The organism is Rhodococcus sp. NPDC078407, from assembly GCF_044542515.1.
GTDB lineage: Bacteria > Actinomycetota > Actinomycetes > Mycobacteriales > Mycobacteriaceae > Rhodococcoides.
In genome coordinates, this window is sequence record NZ_JBITUQ010000030.1 from 32139 (window position 1) to 51626 (window position 19488).

A 19488-nucleotide genomic window follows, 5' to 3' on the forward strand; every position below is an offset into this window, starting at 1 on the left:
GGGCGAACCGCTCGGCGGGAGCCGACACGATGCGTTGGGCCCCGCATCGACAGCCTTGGTAGCCGACGAGGCCCTCGCTCGTGTGGTGGGTGGAATGGGTCAGGTGTGAGTGGCGTGTTCTGTGAGCATGCGTCCACTGTGATGTAATGGTCTTGTGCATATCAACCCTTACGGCGAATATGCCGTGAAACTCGGCATCGACCTGCTCAACAATCCGCCCACCACAGCGGTCGAGCTCGGCGAGCGCTGCATCGATGCCGGCCTCGTGCCCGACTGGACGGCAACCGAAGCCGACCTGGTCGACACACTCGAGTTCTTGCGTTGCTGGGCGCAGGTGGTGGACGCCGTCACCGAGCACGACCGGGCCGAGGCACTGAACCTCCTGCTGGCACAGGCGGCGGCGTACCCGAGGTTGACGAACCACGCGGGAGACGGTTGGCACATGCATTATCGCGACCCGAACATTGCCCTCGGTGGTGTCATTCGGGCGTTGGTGAGCGTGGGTACGGCGTTGCATCTGACGGGCCGAGGCATGTCCCGTCTCGCTCGCTGCGCTGCGGCCGATTGCTCACTCGCTTTCGCGGACACGTCTCGAACAGGTACCCAGAGGTATTGCGGCACGGTGTGTTCCAATCGCGACGCGGTGCGTCGGCACCGGGCCCGAGCAGCGTCCTGATCCGCTGCACGCGATTGCAGTGCTAGGACTTTCGGTTGTACAGGCGCATCGTGATCGGCCCGAACACCGCCAGCAGAACGGCAGAGAGCGCGAGCGTCACTCCCAATTGACCAGTGTCGACATCGCCCTGCATCAAGCCACGCAAGGACGTCACCAAGAAGCTGACCGGATTGACGTCGACGAAGGCGCGCAGCCAACCCGGCATCGTGTCGGGATCGACAAAGATGTTGCTCGCGAATGTCAGCGGGAACAGGATGAACATCGATACCCCCATCACGGCGGCCTCGGTGCGCACGATCATCGCGATCATCGTCCAGATCCAGGACAGGCAGAACGAGAACACCAGCAGCAGGGCGATCGACACGACCACGCCGACGAGTCCGCCTTGCGGTCGGAACCCCAGAATCAAGCCGAGAACGAGCACGATCACCGAGGCGAGCGAGTATCGGACCACATCTCCCAGAAGCGCACCCACCAGCGGGGACGGACGCCAGATGGGCAGCGAACGGAAACGATCGAATACGCCTTTCTCGATGTCCTTGTTCATCGTCACACCCGTGTACATCGTGATCATCACCACCGTCTGCACGAGGATCCCGGGAAGCAGAAACTGAATGTAGGCGTCGGTCGACCCGGCGAGCGCGCCACCGAACAGGTAGGTGAACAGCAGCGTGAACATGATCGGAAACGCCGTCACGTCGAACAACTGCTCGGGAACGTGCTTGATCTTGAGCAACGCCCGCCATCCGAAGCTCAACGAGGTGGACAGCGACGACGGTCGCGCAGGACGAGGCCCGGCAGTCCCCAGGACGCCGATGATGGTCGACGCCTGCGGTGCCGACTGTTGGATCTCGGCAGTCATCACACAGCTCCTCGGTCGGATGAAGACAATCGGCTCGTTCCCGCAGGCTCCACTCCCACTTTTCGGGTCGTTCCCGCAGGCTCCACTCCCGCCTTCTGGGTCGTTCCCGCAGGCTCCACTCCCGCCTTCTGGGTCGTTCCCGCAGGCTCCACTCCCGCGTTTCGGGTCGTTTCGGCAGGCTCCACTCCCGCCTTCTGGGTCGTTCCCGCAGGCTCCACTCCCGCGTTTCGGGTCGTTTCGGCAGGCTCCACTCCCGCCTCACGACCCGTGAGCGCGAGGAACACCTCGTCCAGGCTCGGCTGGCCGAGCGTGAAGGACGCGATCGAGATTCCCGCCGTGTCGAGAGCAGGTAGTACGGGAGCGGCCTGTGCCGGGTTGGTCAGACGTGCCGTGACGGTCGACGGGTCCGGATCCTCGGTGACGGTGTCGCCGAGTAGATCTCGCAGAATCCGTGCGGCAGAGGTTCGGTGAGCAGCGTCGAGAACACGAAGGTGTAGTGAGTTCGATCCCACCGATGCTTTCAGCTCACCTGTCGTACCTTCTGCGATGACCTTGCCATGGTCGATCACCGCGACACGCCCGGCCAGCTGATCGGCCTCGTCGAGATATTGCGTCGTCAGCAGGACCGTCGTTCCGCCCGCGACCAACGCACGGACGATCTCCCACACGTGGTTTCGGCTACGCGGATCGAGCCCGGTGGTGGGTTCGTCGAGGAAGATCAGCTCCGGAGTGACGATGATGCTGGCTGCGATATCGATGCGTCTGCGCATCCCGCCGGAGTAGGTCTTGACCTGCCTCGGCCCCGCGTCGGCGATGTCGAAGGCGGTCAGCAACTGCTCGGCCCGCGACCGGGCACCAGGCCGTGAATATCCCAGTAGTCGTGCGAGCAGGACGAGGTTCTCCGTTCCGGTCAAATCCTCGTCCAGAGAGGCGAATTGGCCGGTCAGCGCAACCTTCCGACGAACCGCCTCGGGTTCGCTCGCCACGTCGTGTCCCAGTACCCGCGCGCTACCCCCATCGATCGGGAGCAGGGTGGCGAGCATCCGGATGGTCGTGGTCTTGCCTGCTCCGTTCGGCCCCAGAACGCCGTAGACCCCTCCCGGCGGTATGGACAGATCGACGCCGTCGACTGCGACATTCGCCCCGAATCGCTTGACCAGACCATGTGTCTCGATGGCCGTCATGTCTCTCGACTCCTCCTGGGCGGATCGCCCGATTGTCCGCGATTGTCCGATTACTCACCAAGGATGAATCGCGGCCGAGGTCGGCGCGAACCATTTTTGGAACGAGAACCATCCTCCGGCCGGTTTGTTCCGAATATGTACTGCGGCGGGAAAACGCGGAGGTTTCGATATGAGAGCACTATGACCACTAGTGTCGTGTTCGATGAACTCGATCATGAACCCGTCTGTTGGGACGACCTCTCGATGAGCGCGCCGCTGTCCGGACCATCGGACTCGGGGCGTCAACGGGCACCCGACAGTGCCGAGGGTTACGCGGAAGACGGCTCGGTCTGCGCCGTCCCCAGTCCACAGCTGAAGAATCTGCGCGCCGAAGAGGCGGAGCGACTTCGGCGGCTGATGGCGTCGGTTGCGCAAGGTGATCGAGCGGCGTTCGCGGAGTTGTACGACGCCACGTCCGCTCGTGTGTACGGCATGGTGCTTCGTGTGCTTCGCGACCCGGGATACAGCGAGGAGACCGCCCAGGAGGTGTTCCTCCAGATCTGGCGCGCAGCACCGAATTACGACCCGAACCAGGGGAGTCCACTCGCGTGGATCATGACGCTGGCACACCGTCGGGCCGTCGATCGGGTACGTAGCGAGCAGTCGGGTACCGACCGTGAGGCTGCATACGGGGCAGTGAGTCACACTCCGGAACACGACGAAGTGCTCGAAACGGTGACCCAGAGGCTCGAATCGGAAGCCGTGGTGGCCTGTCTCGAAACTCTGACCGATACGCAGAGCGAGTCGGTACGAATGGCTTACTACAGCGGATACACCTACCGCGAAGTTGCGGAACGGCTCGGGGTCGCCGTTCCTACCATCAAATCGCGCATACGAGACGGATTGATCAAATTGAAGACATGTCTGGGGGTGATCCCGCAATGAGCGAATCGTCACGACAACGACTGATCGAGGACGCGGAGATCTACGCCCTTCACGCGACCACCGAGGCGGAACGACGCGACATCGAGGCCGAACGGCTTCGCGTCGACGACACCGCGCGAGCTCAGTTCGACGTCCTCGTCGCCGAGATCCACGAGACGCTGGCGTTGGCTGCGGCCATCGACGCCACCCCTGCCCCCGATCGACTGCGCCGGACGGTGCTCGAGCGGATCGCCGTCAGCGACCAGGAGCCCTCGGTCCGCGCGCTTCCGCCGAACGTCACTCCGCTGCACCGGCATCGGCGCGAACGATCGAAGACCTGGCGGTACTCGATGGTGTCTGCTGCTGCCGCAGTGGTCGTCGCGGTCGGTGGCGTGGTGGTCGTCACCCAGACGATGGGCAACGATGCGCAGCCCTCGCAGGCCGACCAGATCGTTGCTGCGCCTGACGCACGGGAGACCTCGGCCGAATTCCCCGGTGGTGGTTCGGCAACGGTGGCGTACTCACTGTCGCAGGACGCCGTGGTGGTCTCGCTCGACGGGGTTCCGCAGCCGCCGTCCGGACGGGTCTATCAGATGTGGTTCGTCGATGGGTCCCCCCGATCGGCCGGCGTCGTGACCGAGGATCAGCTCACGTCGGAATCGGGCACGGTGGTCAGTGGCCTCGGCGCATCGACGAACTTCGCGTTCTCTCTCGAGCCCGCAGGCGGGTCGCCGCAGCCCACCGAGGTGCTCACCATGTTGACGTTGGGTGCCTGACAAATTCACGTTCGCGACGGGCGGTTCGATTGTCGGTGTCAGATACCGATATCGAACCGCCCGAGCGTTTTGATCACTGCCGCCATCTGGCCGTATGCGCCGGTGGCCAAATTCTCCAGCAGAGCCAGCTTGACCTCGGGTGCATCCCGGGTGAGAGCCTCGAAGTGCCGTACCGACACCACCATGAGGTCGACCGGGGTGTCTGCCACCATGTCGAGGAGAAACGGCACCGCCATCAACAGGGGCATCTCGCCGAAGCTCATACCGGGCGACAGCGTCGTGATTCGATGCGTACCGCCGTCGGCCGACACCGTCGTCGACGTCACCTCCCCGCGAAGCATCAGAAACAGGCCTGCGGCCGCGTCGCCGCGATGAACGATCGTGTCGCCACGCGCGTAATGGCGCTTCTCCAGATAGGGACTGACTGCGTCCATCTGGGCGGTCGACAGCCCTGCGAGCAACGGATGCTCGGCCGGTGTGATCTCGGTGGGCTGCCGAAGACCCGCGCAGTGGCGATCGAGCAAGAGGTTCTCGGCCCACTGAATGGCCGACCCCAGACTCGAATAGACCCGTCCCGCCGGATCTGTGGGGTCCAGACTCGACGCAGTGTGTCCCAAGATCGCTCTGGGATCGACCAGACACACCACACAGCCATGTTCGGCTAGATCCTGACGTAAGTCTTCGAACATGGTCCGGGCGATGTCACTGACCTCGTCGACGCCGCGCACGTCGATGACGAGGGCATCCAGTTCTCGATCCAGATTCCCGATCTCGCGCACCGCGGTCTCGGCACCGGAGAACAGCAGGTCGCCGTGCAGTTCGTACACGCGCGCGCGGTCTCCTACCGCGGCCAGGGTGGCCTGTTCGATCTCGGAGCGCCTTTTGCGCGACGGTGCCTCGGTGAGGACGTATCGCCGCCGAATCGAGGACTTCGCCGCGCGGGTGACGTGGAGGAAGTGCAGTTCGAGGCGTTTCGACAGCTCCTGGCAGGCGGCGACCCCGCGCACGCTGTTTCCATGGGAATCGAGCCGCGGGGAGTAGACGGCAATGCCCATCTGCCCTGGCAGTACCGCCAGGATTCCGCCGCCGACGCCACTCTTGGCCGGCATTCCCACCTGCGCGACCCAATCGCCCGCGCCGTCGTACATTCCGCACGTGGTCATCACCGATAGCACTCGCTCGACGAGAGCAGGTGCCAGAGCGCGTTCGCGCGTCCGCGGATTGACACCGTTGTTGGCCATGGTTGCCGCCATCATCGCGAGATCCGCCGCGGTGACGTCTATCGAGCACTGCCGAAAGTACAAATCGACGGCCGCGTCCGGATCGTCTTCGATGATGTCGAACGACCGAAGCATGTATCCGATCGCACGGTTGCGATTGCCACTGCGCGCCTCCGAACGGTAGACGGCATCGTTGAAGGTCAGTGACCTCCCGGCGTAGCGAGAATAGGAGGCTCGAATTCGCTCGAAACGATCCTCGGGAGTGCGTCCGGCAATGAGAGAGGCCGACGTGATGGCACCAGCGTTGATCATGGGATTGCGCGGTCGCTCGGTGACGGGGTCGAGGCTGATCTCGTTGAACGGCTCGCCGGACGGCTCGACGTCGATCTTGCTCGCGACGGTATCGAGTCCGCGATCGGCCAGAGCCAGCGCGTACGTGAACGGTTTCGAGATCGATTGAATGGTGAACGGGAGTCGGGTGTCGCCGACTTCGTAGAGGTAGCCGTCGGTGGTCGTCAGAGCAATTCCGAAGCCGTCGGGCACGACGGCGGCCAGTTCGGGGATGTAGTTCGCCACTTCTCCGCTCGTGTCGTCTAGGCACAACTGGTGAACTCGGCACAGGATGGCATCGACGACGTTGCTCATGGGCGACACTGTATGTGGTGTCCGATTCGTCACCCTGGAGGTTAGGGGCGGCTGATCCAGGGCAACTCGGCCTTCGACGGTAGTGTCACCGACACCACGCTGGGCGGAGCAGCGCGGGCACGACAACTCCGTAGACTGAATTGTCCAGTGTTTTTTCGGCCGGAGGGAGCGATCTCGTTGGGTGTCCTAGCGCGAATTCAGACGCCCGAGGACTTGCGCGACCTCGGTAGCACGGAGCTGGCGGAGCTGGCTCGCGAGATCCGCGGGTTCCTCGTGGAGAAGGTGTCGGCTACCGGCGGTCACCTCGGCCCCAACCTGGGCGTGGTGGAGTTGACCTTGGCAATCCACCGGATATTCGATTCGCCACGCGATCCCGTCATCTTCGACACCGGCCACCAGGCCTACGTGCACAAGATGCTGACCGGTCGCACCGGCTTGTTCGACACGCTGCGTAAACAGGGCGGGCTTTCGGGATATCCGTCCAGGACCGAGAGCGAACACGACTGGGTGGAGTCCTCTCACGCGTCGGCCTCGTTGTCCTACGCCGACGGCTTGGCCAAGGCCTTCGCACTCAAGGGCGAGACCGATCGGCACGTCGTCGCAGTGGTCGGCGACGGTGCGCTCACCGGCGGCATGTGCTGGGAAGCGCTGAACAACATCGCAGGCGGACGCGACCGATCCTTGGTCATCGTCGTCAACGACAACGGCCGTTCGTACGCCCCGACCATCGGGGGCCTGGCCGATCATCTGGCCGCCCTGCGCCTGCAGCCCGAGTACGAGAAGATGCTGGACAACGGGCGCCGCATCGTGCGCAAGATCCCCGTCGTCGGGACCACCGCCTACAGGATGCTCCACGGCATGAAGGCCGGCGTGAAAGATGCCATCAGTCCTCAGGTGATGTTCACCGATCTCGGCATCAAGTACCTCGGGCCGGTCGACGGTCACGACCAACATGCGATGGAATCGGCACTGCGCCGAGCCAAGGCGTACGGCGGGCCCGTCATCGTGCACGCGGTGACGCGCAAGGGCATGGGCTATGTCCACGCCGAGAACGACGTCGCCGATCAGATGCACGCCACCGGAGTCATCGACCCGGCAACCGGGCTCGCTCGATCGAAGTCGGCACCGGACTGGACGTCCGTGTTCTCGGCGGCGCTGATCGAGCAGGGCGAGCAGAACGACGACGTCGTTGCCATCACCGCCGCCATGGCCGCGCCGACCGGGCTCGCGGCATTCGGAGTTCGGTTCCCGGATCGCCTGTTCGATGTGGGTATCGCCGAGCAGCATGCGATGACATCGGCTGCCGGTCTCGCGCTCGGTGGGATGCACCCGGTGGTCGCCATCTACTCGACCTTCCTCAACCGAGCGTTCGATCAGTTGTTGATGGATGTGGCATTGCTCGGATTGCCGGTCACCGTGGTTCTCGACCGCGCGGGTGTCACCGGGGCCGACGGGGCCAGCCACAACGGCATGTGGGACATGTCTCTGCTCGGGATCGTCCCCGGCATGAAGGTCGCCGCACCGCGGGACGCCGAGACGCTCCGGGAGGAGCTGGCCGAGGCGATTTCGACGAATGACGGGCCCACGGCCCTGCGCTTCCCGAAGGGGGCCGTCACCGAGACCGTGTCTGCAGTACGCAGGCTCGACGGCATCGTCGACGTGTTGACCGAGCCCTCCGACGCGACGGGTGACGTCTTGATCGTCGCAGTCGGTGTGTTCGGTTCACTCGCGCTCGACGCGGCGAAGAAGCTCGAGCAGGACGGCATCTCGGTGGCCGTCGTCGATCCGCGTTGGGTGCTTCCCGTTCCGCAGTCGTTGCTGAAGTTGGCCGAGGACTATCGAATGGTTGTCACCGTCGAGGACAGCGGTCTGCACGGCGGAATCGGTTCTGCTCTGTCGGCGGCCCTGCGTGCCGCGGGGGTCGACACTCCGTGTAGGGATCTCGGTGTGCCGCAACGTTTTCTGGACCACGCATCGCGCGAGCAGTTGCACCACGAACTCGGGCTCACCTGCGAGGACGTCGTGCAGCGGGTCTCGCACTGGGTCAAGAGCCTCTGACGCCGGTCTCGATCCCGCGAACTCGAACTTGGGGACGGTTTTCGTCGATTTTCCGTCCCCAACTTCGAGTTCGGCGCGGTGGGAATCAACTGCCCTGAGCGGCCAACCACTGGTCGAAGGTCTGTCGACCGTGATCCGAGTCGGGAGAGGTGACCAACGTTCCGTTGCGCATGGCGCGCCCGTACGCACCGGGAATCGGCACCTCCAAAACAATGCCGCGTGTACCGATCGCCCGAGCATAGCGTCGCACCATGTCGGCCACGCGTTCTTCGCGTGGCCCGCCGAGGTCTGCTACGCGGCCGGCGGGCGACTGCTCCGCGAGGTCGATCAGTCTTTCCGCCACTTCGCGCGCAGCGATCGGTTGCGAGACCATCTTCGGAATGACGCTCACCGGGCCGAACGAGGACTGCGCGCGGATCTGAGCGGCGAACTCGTGGAACTGAGTGGCTCGGAGAATGGTCCAGGGCACGCCTCCCGCCCGAACGAGCCTCTCCTGCTCCACCTTTCCGGCGTAGTACGAGTGCGGAGCCTTGTCTATCCCCACGATGGACAGGGCGAGGTGATGACCGATTCCGGCCTCGATCTCGGCCGCCAGCAAGTTGCGGGTGACGGCGGCGAAGAACGTCGTCGACTCCTCTGCCGAGATCGTCTGGGTCGACGCGACGTCGATCACAACGTCGGCTCCGTCCAGTGCGTCGGACAGTCCTGATCCGGTGACCAGATCCACACCGGCAGATCGTGACAGCACGACCACCTCGTGTTCGCGCTCACGCGCTACCTGGACCACGTGTGTTCCGACGATTCCCGTTCCACCGGCAACGGCTAGTTTCATCGCGCTTCCACCTGATTCTCGAGAGATGATGCAGACCGCACGCGCGGCCCTCACTCTCTGACGACGCAGCCATGACGAATGTATGGCGGACGTCAGGTCCAGTGCCGAAGTTTGTCGGGATTGAGCACGATCCACACGGCCGCGACCACGCCGTCGGCGGTATCGAACCCGATGACGCCGAACACCGCGCCTTCGCGTCGGATCACGATTCCCGACAGACCGTTGACGGGTTCGATCGACCACTGAAGATCGGTGGACTTGCCCGTGATGCCGCGAACGAAGCGCGCGACTCTGTCGGAGCCGACCACAGGATTGCGGGCGGCGGACACTCGTCCGCCGCCGTCGCTGACGAGCGTGATGTCGGGTGCCAACACGGAGAGGAGCGATGCGAGGTCTCCGCTGCCGGCCGCGGCTTCGAAGGCGCGTACGACGCGATCGTGCTCGATGGGGTCGGCGGAGGTGTTCCGGCGGCTGTGGACCTGTTTGCGGGCAGCCGACGCGAGTTGGCGACATGCGGCCGGGGATCGTCGGAGGATGACCGCGATCTCGTCGAACGGGACGGAGAAGGCGTCGTGCAGCACGAACGCGACTCGCTGCGCCGGACCGAGCGATTCGAGTACGACGAGCAGCGCCAGCGCCACCGACTCCTGCATCGCGACTCGGTCGGCGGGGTCCGTCGCCTCGGAGCCGAGACCCGGGACCGGTTCCGGAAGCCATTGCCCGACGTAGCTCTCGCGGCGAACGCGGGCCGAGCCGAGCATGTCGAGGCAGATGCGGCCGACCACCCGGGTGAGCCATGCAGCCGGCACGTCGACGGCGCCGCGTTCGGCATCGGTGAGTCGATACCAGCGAACGAGAGACTCGGATGCGGCGTCTTCGGCGTCGCTGTAGGAGCCCAGCATGCGGTAGGCGATACCGATCAGGCGAGTGCGTTCGCTGTTCATCGGACGAGACCTTATCGCGACACGACAAAGCCGAGTTCGAGGTTATGGACGGAAAACGGGAGAAATCCGTCCACAACCTCGAACTCGGCGGACAAAACTAGACGCTGGCGACACCCGGCGCGAGGAAGCGCTGACCGGTAGCGGCCTCGGACGCTCCGCTTCGATCCAGGTACGGAGTGATACCGCCGTTCCAGAAGCCGAAGCCGCCGCCCAGGAGCAGGCAGAGGTCGATGTCCTCGGCCGCTGCGACGACACCCTCGTCCAGCATGATCTTGATCTCGTCGGCGAAGGCGTTACGGGTGCGTTCGAGAACCTGCTCGGCCGTCGACGGCGAATCACCCTGCGGCCACAGTGCGGCGACCTCGGGATCGACGACCTGGCCTTCGGGCCCGTAAGTCCACACACCCGGCTTCTTCGCCTCGACGAGTGCACGGAAGCCGGCGGAGTCCTTGAACCGCTCCGGGTACGCCTCGGCGAGGGTTTCGGCAGTGTGCAGTGCCACTGCCGGTCCGACGAGTGCCAGCAGGGTCAGCGGACTCATGGGCATCCCGAGTTCGCCCACAGCGCCGTCGGCGACATCGAACGGGGTGCCCTCGTCGATTGCGCTGATGATCTCGTTCGACGCGCGGGTGACGAGCCGGTTGAAGACGAATCCGGGGAGATCCGCAGACAAGACGGCGGACTTCTTGAGGGTCTTGGCCGTCGCGAATGCCGTTGCGAGAGTGGCATCGTCTGTCTTCTCACCCTTGACGACCTCGAGCAGGGGGAGTACTGCGACAGGGTTGAAGAAGTGGAATCCGACGACCCGCTCGGGGTGCTTCAGGTCCGCCGCCATCTTCGTGATCGACAACGAGGAGGTGTTGGTCGCGAGAATCGTCTCGGCAGAGACGAATTCCTCGACCTCGGCGAACACCTTCTTCTTGACGTCCAGGTTCTCGAACACGGCCTCGATGACGAAGTCGGTGTTCGCGAAAGCGGACTTGTCGATCGAGCCGGACACCAACGCCTTCAACCGATTTCCAGCATCGGGGGACAGGCGCTTCTTGCCGAGCAGCTTGTCGATCTCACCGTGGACGTAGCCGACACCCTTGTCGATGCGCTCCTGATCGATATCGGTGAGGATCACCGGCACCTTCAGCTGGCGCACGAACAGCAACGCGAGCTGGCTGGCCATCAGACCGGCACCGACGATGCCGACTCCGGAGATCTTGCGCGCCAACGACTTGTCGGGTGCACCGGCGGGACGCTTCGCGCGCTTCTGGACCAGATCGAACGCGTACAGGCCGGCGCGGAGCTCGTCCTTGACCAGCAGGGTCGACAGGGCCTCGTCTTCGGCCGCGAAAGCCGTGTCGAGCGAGGCCGAGTCGGTGATATCGGTGTTCTTGGCGAGCTCGAGCAGCTCGACCGCAGCGACCGGGCCCGGAGCGAAATTGCCGGTCTTGCCGGCCACGATGCCCCGCGCACGCGCGATGGCGTCGTCCCAGGCCTGTCCGCGATCGATCTCGGGACGCGCCGGCGTGATCTCACCCTTGATGACCTGAGCTGCCCACAGCAGCGACTGCTCGAGGAAGTCGGCACCACCGAAGAGGGCGTCGGCGATGCCGAGGTCGAGTGCCTGTTGCGGCTTGAGGACGCGGTTCTGGTTCAGCGCGTTCTCGATGACGACGGTGACGGCGTTGGACGCTCCGACGATGTTGGGCAGCAACTGAGTTCCGCCCCATCCCGGTACCAGCCCGAGGAAGGCCTCGGGCAGACCGAGGGCAGCGGCATTCTCTGCGACGGTCCGGTAGTGCGAGTGCAATCCCACTTCGAGGCCACCGCCGAGGGCGGCACCGTTGATGAACGCGAATGTCGGAACAGTCGACTCGCGCAGGCGCCGGAAGACCTTGTGGCCGAGCTGCCCGATCTGGAGCGCCTCATCCTTGGTCTTGATGTTCGGCACACCGTTGAGATCGGCACCGACGGCGAAGATGAACGGCTTGCCGGTGACGGCGATGGCCACCGGGTTCGCTGCGAATGCCTCGTCGAGGGCGGCGTCGAACTTGGCCAGTCCACCGGGACCGAACGTCGACGGCTTGGTGTGATCGAAGCCGTTGTCCAGGGTGACCAGGGCGATGGAGCCGTCGAGCCCCGGAACGGAGACGATCTTGGTGAAGGCGTTCGTGACTACTTCGTCTTCGAACGCGGTGGTGATATCGCTCATTTGGCTGCTCCCGAGTAGTCAGCGTGGTTGGGGTTCTCCCAGATGACGGTGCCGCCCATGCCGAGACCGATACACATGGTCGTCAGGCCGTAACGGACATCGGGCTGCTGAGCGAACTGACGGCTCAGCTGTGTCATCAGCCGAACGCCCGAGGATGCGAGGGGGTGGCCACACGCGATGGCCCCGCCCCACTGGTTGACGCGTGAGTCGTCGTCGGCGATGCCGTAGTGCTCGAGAAACGCGAGCACCTGGATGGCGAAGGCCTCGTTGATCTCGAACAGGCCGATGTCATCGATGCTCAATCTTGTTCGGCCGAGCAGCTTTTCGGTCGCGGGAACCGGTCCGATGCCCATGACGGCCGGGTCGACGCCGGCGAAACTGAAGCCGACCATTCGCATGCCGATGTTCAGTCCCAGTTCGTGCGCGGTGTCCTCACCGGCCAGGATTGCGGCGGTGGCACCGTCGTTGAGGCCGGCTGCATTGCCTGCGGTGACGCGGCCCGCGGGACGGAACGGGGTCTTGAGCTTGGCGAGGTCGTCGACGGTGGTGCCGGGGCGAGGCGGCTCGTCCTCGGTGGCCAGGCCCCACCCGGCGGCGGACTTGGTGGCGACGGGGACAAGGGTGTCGGCGATGAAGCCGGCCTTCTTGGCTGCCTCGTACTTGTTCTGGCTGGCGACGGCATACGCGTCGGTGCGGTCCTTGGTGATGCTCGGGAACCGGTCGTGCAGGTTCTCGGCGGTATTGCCCATCACCAGTGCGCTGGGATCGACGAGCTTGTCGGCGAGAAAACGCGGGTTGGGGTCGACACTTTCACCCATCGGGTGACGGCCCATGTGCTCGACGCCACCGGCGATGACGACGTCGTATTGGCCGAAGCCGATGCCCGATCCGGTGGTGGTCACCGATGTCATTGCACCCGCGCACATGCGGTCGATGGCGAAGCCGGGAACGCTGCGGGGGAGACCGGCCAGCAGGGCGGAGGTCCGGCCGATGGTCAGGCCCTGGTCTCCGGTCTGCGTGGTCGCAGCGATCGCGACCTCGTCGATGCGCTCGGGAGGAAGGTTGGGGTTCTTGCGAAGAAGTTCGCGAATTGCCTTGACGACGAGGTCGTCTGCGCGAGTGTCGGCGTACATGCCCTTGGGGCCTGCTTTGCCGAACGGGGTTCGGATGCCGTCGACGAAGACGACATTCCTCTGTGAGCTGGTGGACGCGGGTACCGACACGCTTTTCGTTCCTCCCGAGCAGATGCGGACGACTCGCCCGGGTGCCCGGGCGCGGTCCTACTGTAGCGGGTATTACCCGTCGGTAACTTGGGAAGGGTGCAGCGCCTTAGCCAGTACGGGTACTACCAGCGAGCGTTGCCAAGGGCGAGCGCCACCCTCGGTCAATCGGGCGTCGATCATCGCCTCGGGGTCGAGACCGTCGTCGTCGGGAGTCCGCCAATCCCAGACGAGTCGCCGGAGAAGATCGGGCATCAACAAATTCTCCACCGGTACCGACACCGACTCGCTCAGCTCGGTCATAGCCGCTCGCACGTCGGCGAGCCTCGCGGCCGCGTCGGGATCGCGTCTCGCCCAGCGGTTGACCGGGGGTGGACCGTCGAAAGACGCTGCCATCGAGGGCAGCTCGGACGTCGGAAGCGCCCGTGCACGCGTCAGAGCAGAAGCCCACAGTCGGGATGACCGGCGCTGGCGAGGACCGCCGAAGACCGGTAGGAGTTCGAGCTCGCGTGAGGTCTTCGGATCGGCGGTCGCTGCGGCGACGATCGCCGAGTCCGGCAGTACCCGGCTCGGAGCCACATCGCGTTTGGCGGCCAATTCGTCTCGGGTGGTCCACATTTCACGAACAGCCGCAAGAGTACGGGGCGATTTGATCGCATGGATCCCGGACGTTCGACGCCATCTGTCGGTCTTGGGTTTGGGTGGTCCGAGAGCGAGTATGTGCGCGAATTCCTGTGCCGCCCACTCCGACTTGCCTTGGCGTTCGAGCTCTGCGGCCATCGCGTCGCGGAGTTCGAGTAGAACCTCGACGTCGAGCGCGGCGTAGTTGAGCCAGGTGTCGGGCAGGGGCCGGGTGGACCAGTCGGCTGCGCCGTGCCCTTTCTGCAGCGCAAGTCCGAGGGTGCGTTCGACGATCGCGCCGAGGCCGACCCGGTCGAATCCGGCCAGCCGGCCGGCGAGCTCGGTGTCGTAGAGCGTTGCCGGCACCAGGCCGAGTTCGGCGAGTCCCGGCAGATCTTGATCGGCCGAGTGCAGTACCCATTCGAGTGGATTGACGACCTCGGCGAGCGGAGCGAGATCGCCGCTGACGGGAATCGGATCGAGCAGCACCGTGCCCGCGCCGCGGCGACGGAACTGCAGCAGGTAGGCGCGCTGGGAGTAGCGGAAGCCGGAGGCGCGTTCGGCGTCGACGGCGAGGGGTCCGTGACCTGCTGCGAGCAGAGCTGCTGCGACACGCACGGCGTCCGGTGTGTCGACGACGTCGGGTACTCCGTCAGCCGGGGCCAGTAACGGAACGGCGACAGGCTCGTTCGCCTGCTCGTCCTGCGTGGTGTTGTCCGACGTGGTGTCGGGGGAGCTCTCGGCTGACATGAGATGTGACTCTAAGCCCTACCGTCGGGGAGAAACGCGACTATGTCCTGCTGGAGCTGCGTTGACCGAGGGTGGTGATGCCCGCAGGCGGCAGACCGGCCGCGTAAGCGAGAACTTCGCAGAAGGCCTCGACATGCGTCGAGAGGTCTTCGGACGTCGCTGTCCAGGACGCGCGCAGCTCGAGCTGATGCGCCTTGGGTGGTCCGGCGATGTCGCCGTAACGCACCGAGCTGGTCGAGGTGACCGTTCCGCCGAGTGCGTTGAGTGGTTCGGCCCGCGATTCCAATGCGTCGACCAGCCAACTCCAGCCGACCTCGGGGAGCATGGGATCTTCGGCCAGCGATTCGTCGACATCCGCCTGAATGTAGGCGACCAGTCGAAGCGTCCCGTTCCATGCTTCTGCACCGTCGGGGTCGTAGAGCAGAATCAAGCGGCCGAACGCGTCGCCGTCGCTCTGTTCGTCGACCTGCTCGGAGTCCGGATGCTTCACCTCGGCACCGATGGCGTAGCTGTACGGGGCGAGGCGTTGCGGTGGCCGGATCGGACCGATTTCGATTGCCGGGTGTACCTGAGCCCGATGCATCGCGTCGATGGCGGCGCGGAAAGGCGCAGGTTCGGCGGAGGGTTCGGAGTCGGTCACGTGATCGGACGTTAGACGCGTCACGTCGAACCGAGGCGGAGGCGCGCCGAGCCGTGATGGAACCGAAGTGGGTGTGTCGCCCTTGGTGGCAGGAGCTTTCCCGACGCGTGGGAACATGGAAGCGATGAACGCCGAAGCGCACACCACAGCCCCCGCCCGTCGAGAACTCCCGGATGCGCCGTTCCTGGCCGCGATCGCAGGTCGAGCCCCCTCGCGTCGGCCGGTGTGGTTCATGCGGCAGGCCGGCAGATCGCTGCCCGAGTACCGCAAGATTCGTGCCGGCATCGGCATGTTGGATTCATGCTTCCGACCCGACCTCGTGGCCGAGATCACGCTGCAACCTGTTCGGCGGCACGATGTGGATGCGGCAATCCTGTTCTCGGACATCGTCGTTCCGCTCAAGGCTGCCGGTATCGACCTCGACATCGTCGCCGGCACCGGTCCGGTCGTCGCGCAGCCGGTGCGGTCGGCGGCCGATGTGGCGGCCTTGCCGGTCCTGACTGCAGATCAGGTGGAACCGGTGGCCGATGCCGTCCGCATTCTCACTCGTGAGCTGGGAAGCACTCCATTGATCGGGTTCGCCGGAGCCCCGTTCACCCTGGCGTCGTATCTGGTCGAGGGCGGCCCCAGTCGCAATCACGAGAAGACCAAGGCGCTCATGCGGTCCGATCCGGCGACCTGGCACGCGCTGCTGGATGCACTGGCGACCACGACGATCACGTTCCTGCAGGCTCAGCTGGCCGCCGGGGTGGATGCGGTGCAGGTATTCGACTCGTGGGCCGGTGCGCTGTCCCTCGCCGACTATCGCGAGTACGTGCTGCCGCACTCGACGCGAGTGTTCGACGCCGTGTCGTCGGCCGGTGTCCCCAAGATCCACTTCGGCGTCGGAACCGGTGAGTTACTCGGCGCGATGGGCGAGGCAGGTGCCGATGTGGTCGGCGTCGACTGGCGAATCCCGCTCGACGACGCCGTGCACCGAGTCGGCGGAGGAAAGGTGCTGCAGGGCAATCTCGATCCCGCCGTCCTGTTCGCCGGGTGGGATGCCGTCGAGGCAGAAGTTCGACGTATTGCTGCCGAAGCCGACCGCGCGGTGGCCGCCGGTGCACGGGGGCATGTGTTCAACCTCGGTCACGGGGTTCTTCCCGAGACCGATCCCGACATCCTCACCCGGGTGGTCTCGCTGGTGCATTCCTTGTGACGGTGCGGCGCTACGCCGTCATCGGCGGCGGAATCTCCGGCCTCGTTGCCGCGTATCGCCTCCGGCAGGCCTTCGGAACCGAGGCGGAGATCACTCTCGTCGAGGCCTCCGCTCGACTGGGCGGCACGCTGCGCACCACCGAGGTCGGTGCCGAGTCACTGGACGTCGGCGCAGAAGCCTTCATCGGTCGTCGGCCGGAAGTACCGGCTCTGCTCGCCGAGCTGGGACTGTCGGATCAGTTGGTGCATCCGTCGCCGGCACGCCCGCTGGTGTTTTCCGGTGGCCGAACGCACCCACTCCCACTCGGCACTCTGATGGGCATACCGTCGTCCGCCGAGTCGGTACGGAATTTGGTGGACCCTCACGATCTGCATCTGATCGAGACCGAGACCGCACGGCCTTTCGCATGGACCGCGGGTTCGGACGTCAGTGTGGCCGATCTCGTGAGTTCCAGGTTCGGCTCCCAGGTGGTGAGCCGTTCGGTCGACCCGCTGCTCGGCGGTGTGTATTCCGGATCGGCGAGCTCGATCGGAGTTCGGGCAGCACTCCCGACCCTGGCCGCCGCGTTGGACGCAGGCGCAGCCAGCTTGACCGAAGCCGTACTGGCGGCACTGCCCACGCCGTCCCCGGGACCGGTGTTCGGCGGGCTGCGCGACGGTTATGCGGTGCTGCTCGATGCCCTGATCGCCGCGACCGATGCCCGAACGGTCGTCGGCGCAGGCGTAGACGAGGTGCGCCGGGAAGCGAACGGTTGGTCCGTCGATGGCGTCGGCCCGGTGGACGGTCTGGTTCTGGCGGTACCCGCACCCGTCCTCGGTCGGCTGCTCTCCGTGGTGGCACCGGATGCGTCGCACGCGGCCCGCAGTATCGAGCTGGCGTCCTCGGTCGTCGTGGCGATGACTTTCCCGAAAGGCACGGAGTTGCCGCAGAATTCAGGGATTCTGGTGGCCACGGACGCGGGGCTGGACGTGAAGGCGTTCACCCTGTCCAGTCGTAAGTGGCCGCACCTGGCCGAGCGTGACGCGGTCCTGCTGCGAGCATCGCTCGGCCGCTTCGGAGACTCCACGGCGTCGGACCGATCCGATGCCGAGTCGGTCGAGACAGCACTGAACGATCTGCGCACGGTTGCCGGCGTAGAGGTGCGACCGCTGGCCACGACCGTGCAGCGGTGGCCGGGAGGCCTTCCGCAGTACGCGCCGGGACACCTCGATCGGGTCGCTGCCGTCGAGTCCGGCGTCGCCGATCTGCCCGGCCTGGAGGTCACCGGAGCCTGGCAGTGCGGCGTCGGTGTGCCCGCCTGTATTGCGTCCGCCACCACCGCTGCCGCTCGTCTGATCGAAGTGGCACGATAGGGCCATGGCACGCCTCGATTACTCAGCGCTCAATTCGACACTTCGCTATCTGATGTTCTCGGTCTACAAGGTCACGCCCGGTGTGCTGGGCGAGGATCGAGCCGAGGCCGCCAAGGAGGCGAAAGTCTTCTTCGAGGGCCGCGAAGACAAGGGTGTCGCGGTGCGGGGCGTGTACGACATCGCCGGTATGCGTGCCGATGCGGACTTCATGGTGTGGACGCATGCCGAGCGCATCGAGGACCTGCAGGCGACATACTCCGACTTCCGTCGCACCACCGCACTGGGCAAGGCGAGCACTCCGGTCTGGAGCAACACCGCGCTGCACCGCCCGGCCGAATTCAACAAGAGCCACGTCCCGGCCTTCATCGCCGGTGAGGACCCGGGCGCGTATATCTGCGTCTACCCGTTCGTCCGCTCGATCGATTGGTACCTGCTGCCGGACGAGGAGCGTCGGACGATGCTCGCCGATCACGGCAAGGCTGCGCGCGACTACAAAGACGTACGGGCGAACACCGTGCCGTCGTTCGCGCTCGGTGACTACGAGTGGATCCTGGCGTTCGAGGCCCCCGAACTCGACCGCATCGTGGACCTGATGCGCGATCTGCGGGCAACCGAAGCGCGGCGGCATGTGCGTGAGGAGACCCCGTTCTTCACCGGCCCTCGGGTCGAGGTGGACGCGCTCGTCGAATCCCTGCCGTGACGAGGACGAACACACCGATCGTCGACGCCGTTCTCTTCGATTTTTCCGGGACCCTCTTCCGGCTCGAAGAGGATGCGTCGTGGTTCGACGGTGTGCACGACTCCAACGGTGTGGCGGTCGACGGTGCGGGAGCTGCCGAGCTGATGCGTCGCATGACCGCGCCGGTGGGGGAGACGGTCGAGTTCGACGACGTCACCCGGCACGCGTGGCGCAATCGCGACCTGGATCCAGCGCTGCACAGGCAGGCGTATCTCCATGTGCTCGCCGAGTCCGGCATCACCGCGCAGACCCATGCCGAATCGATCTACGGACGGGTGATCGACGCCGATTCCTGGACGCCCTACCCCGATACCGAGGCAGTGCTCGAAATGCTTGCGCGCGACTCGGTTCGAGTCGGCGTGTTGAGCAACATCGCGTTCGATATTCGTCCTGCGTTCCAGGCCCGTGGCTTGGACCGGTATGTCGACGAATTCGTTTTGTCGTTCGAGGTCGGACACGTCAAACCACAACCGGACATCTTCCGACATGCGGTGGCGGCGCTGGGTGTCGACGCATCGCGGACCTTGATGGTCGGAGACAGCGTCGAAGCAGACGGAGCAGCGCAGGAGATCGGTTGCCTGTTCGCGCTCGTCGATCCGGTGCCGACGGCCGAGCGACCGGATGCGCTGCTGGCAGCTCTGAGCCAGTACGGGATTCGATGACCG

At 65.2% G+C, this 19488-nt stretch carries 16 protein-coding genes and 1 pseudogene; 8 read left to right on the top strand and 9 right to left on the bottom strand.

Annotated features, from left to right (window positions below):
• The first annotated feature begins 154 nt into the window (after positions 1 to 154).
• Positions 155 to 676, top strand: coding sequence for a CGNR zinc finger domain-containing protein (locus tag ACIGGF_RS22685; RefSeq protein WP_397523408.1), 522 nt, complete (start codon positions 155 to 157; stop codon positions 674 to 676).
• A gap of 22 nt (positions 677 to 698) precedes the next feature.
• On the opposite strand, the gene ACIGGF_RS22690 is transcribed toward ACIGGF_RS22685, so the two are convergent.
• A complete protein-coding gene (locus ACIGGF_RS22690) occupies positions 699 to 1538 on the bottom strand; it encodes an ABC transporter permease (protein WP_397523409.1) in 840 nt (279 codons plus the stop codon).
• Positions 1539 to 1792: 254 nt separating this feature from the next.
• Positions 1793 to 2722 (bottom strand): annotated as a pseudogene (locus tag ACIGGF_RS22695) (ATP-binding cassette domain-containing protein); the annotation flags it as partial.
• A 180-nt stretch (positions 2723 to 2902) separates the two neighbouring features.
• Here ACIGGF_RS22695 and ACIGGF_RS22700 point away from each other — a divergent pair.
• Together ACIGGF_RS22700 and ACIGGF_RS22705 are read left to right on the top strand one after the other, a co-directional pair.
• Positions 2903 to 3646 carry a sigma-70 family RNA polymerase sigma factor gene (locus ACIGGF_RS22700; RefSeq protein WP_397523410.1) on the top strand — a complete coding sequence of 248 codons (744 nt, stop codon included), beginning with the start codon at positions 2903 to 2905 and terminating at the stop codon, positions 3644 to 3646.
• Positions 3643 to 4401, top strand: coding sequence for an anti-sigma factor domain-containing protein (locus tag ACIGGF_RS22705; protein ID WP_397523411.1), 759 nt, complete (start codon positions 3643 to 3645; stop codon positions 4399 to 4401). The genes ACIGGF_RS22700 and ACIGGF_RS22705 overlap by 4 nt, the downstream gene beginning before the upstream one ends.
• Positions 4402 to 4439: 38 nt before the next feature.
• Here the strand turns inward: ACIGGF_RS22705 and glsA are convergent, their stop codons facing one another.
• Complete coding sequence (glsA, locus tag ACIGGF_RS22710) at positions 4440 to 6266, bottom strand: glutaminase A (protein ID WP_397523412.1); 1827 nt, start codon at positions 6264 to 6266, stop codon at positions 4440 to 4442.
• A 177-nt stretch (positions 6267 to 6443) separates the two neighbouring features.
• On the opposite strand from glsA, the gene dxs reads away from it, so the two are divergent.
• Positions 6444 to 8324 carry a 1-deoxy-D-xylulose-5-phosphate synthase gene (dxs, locus tag ACIGGF_RS22715; protein ID WP_397523413.1) on the top strand — a complete coding sequence of 627 codons (1881 nt, stop codon included), beginning with the start codon at positions 6444 to 6446 and terminating at the stop codon, positions 8322 to 8324.
• Positions 8325 to 8409: 85 nt separating this feature from the next.
• Here dxs and ACIGGF_RS22720 read toward each other — a convergent pair whose 3' ends face one another.
• The 6 genes from ACIGGF_RS22720 to ACIGGF_RS22745 form a co-directional block, all read right to left on the bottom strand.
• Positions 8410 to 9156 (bottom strand): SDR family oxidoreductase, encoded by a 747-nt coding sequence (locus tag ACIGGF_RS22720; RefSeq protein ID WP_397523414.1) that lies wholly within the window; start codon positions 9154 to 9156, stop codon positions 8410 to 8412.
• 92 nt (positions 9157 to 9248) lie between these two features.
• Entirely contained in the window at positions 9249 to 10100 is an 852-nt protein-coding gene (gene sigJ, locus ACIGGF_RS22725; protein ID WP_397523415.1) for an RNA polymerase sigma factor SigJ, read from the bottom strand.
• Between the two features lie 97 nt (positions 10101 to 10197).
• Positions 10198 to 12303, bottom strand: a complete 2106-nt coding sequence (locus ACIGGF_RS22730; RefSeq protein WP_397523416.1) for a 3-hydroxyacyl-CoA dehydrogenase NAD-binding domain-containing protein — start codon at positions 12301 to 12303, stop codon at positions 10198 to 10200.
• Positions 12300 to 13526, bottom strand: a complete 1227-nt coding sequence (locus tag ACIGGF_RS22735) for a thiolase family protein (protein WP_397523417.1) — start codon at positions 13524 to 13526, stop codon at positions 12300 to 12302. The genes ACIGGF_RS22730 and ACIGGF_RS22735 overlap by 4 nt, the downstream gene beginning before the upstream one ends.
• Positions 13527 to 13598: 72 nt before the next feature.
• Positions 13599 to 14894 (bottom strand): HRDC domain-containing protein, encoded by a 1296-nt coding sequence (locus ACIGGF_RS22740; RefSeq protein ID WP_397523418.1) that lies wholly within the window; start codon positions 14892 to 14894, stop codon positions 13599 to 13601.
• Between the two features lie 40 nt (positions 14895 to 14934).
• Positions 14935 to 15534, bottom strand: a complete 600-nt coding sequence (locus ACIGGF_RS22745; protein WP_397523419.1) for a DUF3000 domain-containing protein — start codon at positions 15532 to 15534, stop codon at positions 14935 to 14937.
• 115 nt (positions 15535 to 15649) lie between these two features.
• Here ACIGGF_RS22745 and hemE point away from each other — a divergent pair, with 115 nt between their 5' ends.
• Genes hemE through ACIGGF_RS22765 form a run of 4 tightly spaced genes read left to right on the top strand, consistent with a single transcriptional unit; the run spans position 15650 to position 19485 of the window.
• Positions 15650 to 16732: a uroporphyrinogen decarboxylase gene (hemE, locus tag ACIGGF_RS22750; protein ID WP_397523444.1), complete on the top strand. Its 1083-nt coding sequence runs from the start codon at positions 15650 to 15652 to the stop codon at positions 16730 to 16732.
• On the top strand, positions 16729 to 18084 hold the full coding sequence (locus tag ACIGGF_RS22755; protein WP_397523420.1) for a protoporphyrinogen oxidase: 1356 nt from the start codon (positions 16729 to 16731) through the stop codon (positions 18082 to 18084). The genes hemE and ACIGGF_RS22755 overlap by 4 nt, the downstream gene beginning before the upstream one ends.
• A gap of 4 nt (positions 18085 to 18088) precedes the next feature.
• Complete coding sequence (gene hemQ / locus ACIGGF_RS22760) at positions 18089 to 18784, top strand: hydrogen peroxide-dependent heme synthase (protein ID WP_397523421.1); 696 nt, start codon at positions 18089 to 18091, stop codon at positions 18782 to 18784.
• A 17-nt stretch (positions 18785 to 18801) separates the two neighbouring features.
• Positions 18802 to 19485, top strand: coding sequence for an HAD family hydrolase (locus ACIGGF_RS22765; protein WP_397523445.1), 684 nt, complete (start codon positions 18802 to 18804; stop codon positions 19483 to 19485).
• Positions 19486 to 19488: the final 3 nt, after the last annotated feature.